10 protein-coding genes are annotated in these 7,032 nt (G+C 49.8%); all 10 read right to left on the bottom strand.

What is annotated here, in order from left to right; translation table 11 throughout:
• Window positions 1-194: hypothetical protein (locus tag DWV16_RS17255; RefSeq protein WP_147349489.1), on the bottom strand; the 194-nt coding region annotated here is incomplete at its 3' end.
• Complete coding sequence (locus DWV16_RS17250; RefSeq protein WP_118480608.1) at window positions 191-1,045, bottom strand: hypothetical protein; 855 nt, start codon at window positions 1,043-1,045, stop codon at window positions 191-193. The genes DWV16_RS17255 and DWV16_RS17250, both read right to left, overlap by 4 nt.
• 10 nt (window positions 1,046-1,055) lie before the next feature.
• Window positions 1,056-1,601, bottom strand: a complete 546-nt coding sequence (locus DWV16_RS17245; RefSeq protein WP_118480606.1) for a DUF2612 domain-containing protein — start codon at window positions 1,599-1,601, stop codon at window positions 1,056-1,058.
• A gap of 10 nt (window positions 1,602-1,611) precedes the next feature.
• Window positions 1,612-2,784, bottom strand: a complete 1,173-nt coding sequence (locus tag DWV16_RS17240) for a baseplate J/gp47 family protein (protein ID WP_118480604.1) — start codon at window positions 2,782-2,784, stop codon at window positions 1,612-1,614.
• Window positions 2,785-3,144: a hypothetical protein gene (locus DWV16_RS17235; RefSeq protein ID WP_118480602.1), complete on the bottom strand. Its 360-nt coding sequence runs from the start codon at window positions 3,142-3,144 to the stop codon at window positions 2,785-2,787.
• Window positions 3,141-3,725, bottom strand: coding sequence for a Gp138 family membrane-puncturing spike protein (locus DWV16_RS17230; protein ID WP_118480600.1), 585 nt, complete (start codon window positions 3,723-3,725; stop codon window positions 3,141-3,143). The genes DWV16_RS17235 and DWV16_RS17230 overlap by 4 nt, the downstream gene beginning before the upstream one ends.
• Before the next feature lie 10 nt (window positions 3,726-3,735).
• The gene (locus DWV16_RS17225; RefSeq protein WP_118480598.1) at window positions 3,736-4,662 is read right to left on the bottom strand and encodes a hypothetical protein; all 927 of its coding nucleotides are present in this window, start codon (window positions 4,660-4,662) and stop codon (window positions 3,736-3,738) included.
• Entirely contained in the window at window positions 4,646-4,996 is a 351-nt protein-coding gene (locus DWV16_RS17220) for a hypothetical protein (protein ID WP_118480596.1), read from the bottom strand. The genes DWV16_RS17225 and DWV16_RS17220 overlap by 17 nt, the downstream gene beginning before the upstream one ends.
• A 5-nt stretch (window positions 4,997-5,001) precedes the next feature.
• Window positions 5,002-5,544, bottom strand: a complete 543-nt coding sequence (locus DWV16_RS17215) for a phage baseplate protein (protein WP_118480594.1) — start codon at window positions 5,542-5,544, stop codon at window positions 5,002-5,004.
• A 12-nt stretch (window positions 5,545-5,556) separates the two neighbouring features.
• Window positions 5,557-7,026: a hypothetical protein gene (locus DWV16_RS17210; RefSeq protein WP_118480592.1), complete on the bottom strand. Its 1,470-nt coding sequence runs from the start codon at window positions 7,024-7,026 to the stop codon at window positions 5,557-5,559.
• Between the last annotated feature and the right edge of the window lie 6 nt (window positions 7,027-7,032).

The following is a 7,032-nucleotide window of genomic DNA, read 5'->3' as shown; positions in this document are numbered from 1 at the left end:
ATTGGGGAGGTTGGCGCACTGCCGGGTTTTGCAATGAGCCGGTAATACTGCCCGAGATACAGCCACTGCGAGGCGATCCCGGTAAAGGTGCAGTCGATCTTTCCGTTGCCGCCCTTGAGCGTCAGGTTAAGCCCCTGTGGGGGGATCGTCTTTGTACTGATCCCGCCCGCGCCTAGCTCCTCGCCGTAGATCACGCTACCACCTCCACCGGCGTTAATGTCAGCTGCGCCGTGATGTTACTCTCTGGGATCGCTCCAAATGCTTTTGCCGTCGCGGTTCCATTGTTGTTGTCAATCCGTAAGGTTACGCCCGCGTCCATAAGGGCAAGCTGTGTGTCGTCGTCCACGCTGATCCCAATGCGCACATCGTTCACAATGGAGCTATGCGTTACCGCCTGCGTCCACATCTCGCGGGTGCTGTCCTTGACCCATGAGGCCACGGGGAGGGTTACGGTGATGAGGTCGGACTTCCCGCCCCCGCTACTATAATACGCTTTGTTCTCTGTAACGCTGATCAAAAGCTCTATGGCCGCGCCTGCCGGAATCCCTTCAGCTTTCACCGGAGAATTTGGAGATGTATAAATCGGATAATTTAAAATTTCCGTTCCATTCGCTTGCCCAATAATTGATATTGTGGCATTATCCGGGCATTCCGCTGGTAAAATTAAAAGCAAATTGAATACCGCAGGGAGGTTCCCGGAAGCAACCCCAAGCAAATCAGGGACTACTGCTGTATAGGTTGCCCCACTCAACGTGACGCTTGCGGCCCGTAATGTTCCAGATTTTAAGGATATGGATTTTTGGAACGCGGAGCTAAGTACCGACGGGTCTGCGTCCGATGCATCAAACCCAGCCCCCGCTACCACCGCACCAACCGCCACTGCTGCGGCCGCTCCTTGCTTTAACGCTTTATTTACCAGCGCCGCCCGCGCGATTTCTCCGGGTACATTACCCGATTGCCTCCCAGCATCCGCTTGATACTGTGCATTAGTGAGGGTATTGTCGGTATTAACCGCAAAGGGATAAAACGAGTTTGTTCCAGCCATTTTGTACCTCCTACTGCCAATAGCCGGTATCCCAACCGGCATAATAATCGCCCTCTATATCCCATGCAAAAATAGGCTGCGACGGATCGACAAAAAGGTAATCCATTTGTACGCCGGACGGCCGCGGAATAATCAGGCCCGCAAGGATCATATCTTTTTCTGTTTCCGTGATGTTTCCTATGATCACCGCCTGCACGTGCATATTCTGCTGATCTTTTAGTCTTAGGCGGATGTCAGGGAAAAGAGTTTCCCAAAGGTTATAGATATCATATGGTTTTCCTGTCCAGTGGTTTCTCAGGATTGCCGCATAAATCAGGAGCAAAAATGTTTTGTCGTCCAGCGTTGCGCCATTTAGTATCCGACTCGCACCAACGATATCCCCTATGATGTCGAGCTGAGCTCCCTGCGCTTCCTCCAAAACAAACTTTGCGGCCATCTCGTTCATGCAGGTTTCAGAATCTTCCAATGGAGCGAGGTTTGCTTGTAGGAGCGCAATATAGTTTGGCCGCGTCCGATGCTCAGATGTGATCAAATCCAAATACGGTTTTATCGCCATACGAGCCCTCCTATTGTGTTATAACTATGGTCACATTATCCGCCAAGCATGAGGCCGCCTCGGTAATTGCAATTGCGATATCGACCGTTGACAGGCTCGAGGCAGCTTTCCCGATTTTTACGGATGATACCGTAAATGTTGGAGTGGTGAGTGATGGCATTGCCGATAATGCCGCGCCAATCAGCGATGAGGCATAAACGTCGTCCCCGATTTCCAGAGATTCAATGTATTCTACGATAGCGTTTATGATAACATTATCATTTGAGTATCCTTGCAGCCTTTTAACCGTAACCTCAACAAAAATTGGTACTTCTGTAGGGCGGTCGAATTTGATGTTGCAAGTTTCTCCGTATTTATCAATTACAGGTACTGTTACATCTCCATTGGTTCCACATCCTGGGGACTTGTGGAGAAAAATTTGCAAAGCAATATCATATTCTTTTCCCCCATCTACAACCGCCGTGATGCTGTGCGGAGGCAATCCGTTTTCATCTTCACTGTCAGTATAGTTCTCATAGACCCGGCGGCGCTTTACCCCATCTATCGCGGCAATTGCGCCCTCTATGCTCGTTACAATGGCTTGTCCCGGATTGGCAACGCTGATTTTCTGCCGGGCGCGTAATTGAGCGTCGGTTTCAGCCTCTTTTCCCAGCGTCGCCGCCGCGTCATTCGTAACTGAGGTCCATCCCCGCGCCGGTGTCACAATCTGAGTGATTGTTCCGGCAGGCGCGGCCACGGCTCCAAGCTGTTTGCAAGTTGCTAAAACATCCACCGTTCCTTCGTTTCCAATCGTCACTGTGCCCGGTAAGGCCCATTGGATATTGTTTGCATCAGCAACAACCCCTCCTATGATCTGCGCTCCAGCGGTTCCGGTTAGTGTAACGGTCGCCGTTGATGCGGTTGCAGAGAGGGGCTTTATGCCATTGAGCCGGACAAGCCCCGCCAGAGCAGACCCAACAGCAAAAGCCGGAGACCGGCTATTATACGCAAGCACAATTCCCTGTATCACGTCATAGGCTTTGGCTGCAAAAGCGCTGATAAATTGATAGTCCTGCGAATCATTATCCAAATATATGTCCTGCCCATAAATGAGCTTTGCCTGCTGGACTAAATCCTCTAAGATATCAGCATAGGTCGGGATATGTAACCCCGCCGCATCGATATATGGCGCAAAGTATGCCAATCAAACCCCTCCTTCAACAGAGACTGTTTCCCCGTCCGTTGTAATTACTGTGGCCGAAAACGTGTACTTTCGGTTTTCGTAGCTGCTTTCGTATTCTTCCACAGATGCAATTCCTTGAGTTCCTTCGATTCTCTCAATGATTATTCGGTCGACATCTTGCAGTTCTTCGTTTGTGGCCCGACCTCCCAAAATATCCTCAAAGAGAGGCAAGCCATCCTCCTGATCCTCCCACCACTCCGCGAGAAACAACATGATTCGAGTTTTGACCGCTTGCGCAATGGCTGCCACACCTGAGATATAATCGAGCGAGCCGTTGCCAAACGAATAATCGCCAGTCTCTGTAAGTTTACGATATCTCATGGTATCTCCGTCCCCTTTGCTTTGACGCTTGACCCATTTAGTTCGATGGTCGTTCCATTGATTTTTACGGTTTGTGCATCTATGTCGATCTCGTTATCTTTGATCGTGATAGACGCTCCACCGCGGAGTGATTTCAACTGCGCGCCATCGGACAAAAAGCCTGTAATCCGGTTCGGTTGACTCCATGTACCAAGGATTGCAAAAGCATCCGAAAGGTCGTGACGGCGCTTTTCTTCCTGCCCTTGCACGCCTCCGCTCGAAAACCAGGCATTGATGCAGTTGTCAGCAAATACAACCAGACATTCATCCCCGGCTTTTACCGGCATAGTGAGGGCAAATCCCCCGGCGCGCGGCAAGCAGATCGGAACATCTAACAGTACCGGCAACGGGGTTTCAGTGCTGGTCCCATCCTGGTTTTTTACCCGCTCTCGGATTGACGGCTGTACGGATACCGTTTGTGCCGATGCATTAAAGGCTGTTACAATCCCCGGTACTGCAACTCGGATTGTATTGGATATCTTTTCAGCCAGCGCGCGGTATGCCTCCGCTTCTCCGCCAAGCTGTGCGGTAGTCGGTATCATAGCGTCCCTCCTAATACCAAGGCTGTGCATTTGCAGTCCCAATCATGGCCGGGAATCCGCCAGATTGTGAGATTGTCTCGATGTCGGTGTACCAGTTTTGTCCGCGAGTGTCTCCGGTATGTGTAACCTTGATAATCCGGTAAAGCCCATTTGAATCCAATGGACGGTTATATTGACCGATTTGTGCGCGGGCTTGTTGCACATATTCGCTAGATATCCTTACCAGACTATTTATTTTCAAGCGGGGATTTAACAAACTTTTTGCATTCACCCCATATTGCGTTTGACTCGGTGTCCCGATAAGGCCAGAGGTTGGAGTGAGATTCACAACCTCACCGGGCGGCAAGTCTGACGCGCGGATTAAATTCACTTTGCCGTCGTCAATGTACATTAATGCTCCGTCTGTCTGCGCCATCTGCCGGTAGTAGTCCCCGGCAAGTCCAAACATAACCTTCCCGCGGGAGAGCCCGTTGTTTCCAAATTCGGGCGAAATATTGCCAGTTTGTGCCGGGGCCGTTACCTTGCTGATGCTGTCCTGTACGATCTGCCGCCGCGTTGCCCCGGCTGCATACGATCCGCAGATCATACCCGCCGACATAAAGTTTGCACCGTCAAGCCCTACCAGAGTGAGCTTAAAATCCACCTGATTTTCTCGCTCGGAGAGGGTTTGCAAAATCTGTCCGTCAAAGATCACACCGTATTGTGGGCCTTCATAACCCGCCTCCACGATTACGCGGTCATTTTGTGCTATGATTGTGTTTTGCAGTTCGGGAGTGAGGTTGAAAATTGATACTTCGCACAGATTTGGTTGTGCGTTCATGGTTCTCTCGATTTTAAAAGTGCATCTGAGTTCGGAAACCTCAAAGGCCGCGCCGGATGAAGCGGCGACAAAAACGCGGTATCTGCGAGGATATAGGCTATTATTTGTAGATGCCATCTGTATCCCCCCAAACCAGCACAAAATCCGAGCCTAAATTCGTATCATCCGGGCGGCCGGTTACGGTCTGCCCAGACGGAACGATAAATGCGCTTCCGATTTCGAACGCCTCGAATTGCTCTAGCAGATTTGCCGATGGGTAATCTCCCGTTACCAGTGGTACAGTTGCCAGAATCGGATTGCGCTCATTGTCGTATATGTCCAAAACCCAATATTCGGCTACTGTGTTATACCGTAACTCAAAAATTAGGCTGATGTTTTTATCGTCCACTGGCAGAGTGATTGCAAAAGTTTGATTGGGATCTGTTGTCAGTGGGATTTCACGAAACGCCATATGGATCACCGTCCTAAAAAAGCTGATGCGAGGCTCCCTAATTGTTTTAGCACAGATTGTTTCGCCTCTACCGGTTGCGGAGTGCCTCTGTTCGTTGATCCAGTCACTTGTGGCCGGGCGGAAACCTTTACAATGCTGATAGTGGCGACGGGAACCTCCTGAAAGGTTATCGTCGCGTCCAGGGCGTTTTGGGTTTTAAAATCGTCCGGTGCAGATATGGACTGAATCAGCATATTTTTATAGGTATGGAGTTTCGTCACTACCGTTACCGGCTGCCGGTTCGCCTGCATGGTCAGCATCAATTTAAAAGCATTAACCGACCTGCTCGAACCTCCGCCATAGCTTGCGCCATTCAGCGCCGAATCACTTACGCCGATTTGCAGCGTGAGCTTTTTCGGCTTTAGGTAAGAGTGATCCACGAGCGCCGATCCGCTTTGTACTGGATGAGAGGTCATTTCCAGCTCGGAGGTATGATCGGCTCGCACAATCGCATCAAAAGAATAACCCCCAACTGATGTGCGCATATAGACACGTTCTTTTTTCGCCATGATCTGCCTCCATTAACTATAAGGCGAGGACAGCGCCCCACTATAAAATTGATTGCTTTTTAGTGCATTGGCCGCCGCTGTTCCAGTTCCAACCGGATCGTTCCCATAAATGTACTGTGTAATTGGCGCGTTAATGTTCCGGTTGTTTGTGACGTTACTCGCCTTTGCTGTTTCTTTTGCTCCATTGAAACCAAAGAACCCGCCGATTTTATCCCCCCAGCTACTCAGCGTATTTGATATTTGTTCTTTTGACGGGATAAAGCTCTTTGCTTTTGCTATGGCCTCATCAACATCAATTCCAAAGGCTCCAGAAATCATTCCCTTTGCAGAATCTACAAGGGCGGTTTCGATATTTTCCGGGTTAAATCCATCCGATATCAGGTTGAGGACGCTTTTAATCGCTTTAGCGACCGCCTCTATGCGCATCGCTACATTCCCAACGATTTTTTCGATCCCTTTAAAAACGAGTTCCACGGCATCCATTCCAGTGGCTTCTTTCAAAAAATCGTTTACGGCTCCCGCGGCATCTACCAATTTTCGAAAGATTTCTCCCAGGGATTCTCCTATGCTTTGTAAGGATTCCTGTATGGTGGAATTTTCGAATAGATCTATGATACGTTCCATGGCGGCCGCGGGTTTTGACCAGTCGAACATGCTTTCTCCGCCTTGCTGCCATGTCAAGAAATCTTCATAGAGCAGTAGTGCCGTCGAAAGTAGTCCAACAAACAGTCCCAATGGTCCAGTTTTAAAGGCGGCCGCGATTGCGGCGACTCCTGCCGCCACTAAAAGGAGTTCCGGGGGTAAACCTTTTAAAAACTTCATGATTCCTTGCCCGGATCGGCTCAAAAACGTTATCCCCGCCGAGAGCAATCGGAAAAACCACGAAAAGACCTGCGCAACAACCTTTGTGCCCTCTGGGAGTTTGAGTTGCAGGGAATCGTTAAACTCTTTGAGGGATTTTTTGATATTGGCAAGTGGTGTCTCTATGTATTTCAAAAAATAGTATGATACCCATTGACCCGCATATTGCAGTGTGACTTTGGTTCGAGAGAATTCAAACAGCACGTCACGGACCCGCTTCATTTGATCTGAAAATTCAGCGGGAGGCCGAAGATTCAGCGCCTCCCGGCGCAACTGCTGGAATCTCTGGCGCTGCTCGGCGCTCCACCAAAGATCATTGAGCGTAATTCCCAGCGCAGAGAGCGTCTTATTCATAGCCTCCGCATTGTCTTTGGTGGTCCACATCGAGCGCGCCAGACGTTCATTTTGGACATCGGCTTTCGCCGCGCTTACGACATACCCCAATATCGCCGTATTGACGGCTACAATTGCAGTTGAGACAACGCCGACAGCTTTTCCAAACTGGCCAACCATTCCCGCTTTTTGCGACACATCATCGAGCATTTTTTTGGCCTTTTGTGCTCCCGCATCATCTATTTTCCACCCCAGGGAAACTAGATACTCTTTGATTATGTTCGTCACTGTCTC

The sequence above is a fragment of the Anaerotruncus sp. AF02-27 genome, assembly GCF_003465835.1.
In the GTDB taxonomy this organism is placed as follows: Bacteria; Bacillota; Clostridia; order Oscillospirales; family Ruminococcaceae; genus Anaerotruncus; species Anaerotruncus rubiinfantis.
This window is presented reverse-complemented; position numbering and strand designations above follow the sequence as displayed.

What these genes read in the sequence shown, in the direction of transcription:
- DWV16_RS17225 (WP_118480598.1), bottom strand. Translation starts at nt 4,662, where the DNA reads ATGGCATCTACAAATAATAGCCTATATCCTCGCAGATACCGCGTTTTT.
- DWV16_RS17250 (WP_118480608.1), bottom strand. Translation starts at nt 1,045, where the DNA reads ATGGCTGGAACAAACTCGTTTTATCCCTTTGCGGTTAATACCGACAAT.
- DWV16_RS17245 (WP_118480606.1), bottom strand. Translation starts at nt 1,601, where the DNA reads ATGGCGATAAAACCGTATTTGGATTTGATCACATCTGAGCATCGGACG.
- DWV16_RS17220 (WP_118480596.1), bottom strand. Translation starts at nt 4,996, where the DNA reads ATGGCGTTTCGTGAAATCCCACTGACAACAGATCCCAATCAAACTTTT.
- DWV16_RS17215 (WP_118480594.1), bottom strand. Translation starts at nt 5,544, where the DNA reads ATGGCGAAAAAAGAACGTGTCTATATGCGCACATCAGTTGGGGGTTAT.
- DWV16_RS17230 (WP_118480600.1), bottom strand. Translation starts at nt 3,725, where the DNA reads ATGATACCGACTACCGCACAGCTTGGCGGAGAAGCGGAGGCATACCGC.
- DWV16_RS17235 (WP_118480602.1), bottom strand. Translation starts at nt 3,144, where the DNA reads ATGAGATATCGTAAACTTACAGAGACTGGCGATTATTCGTTTGGCAAC.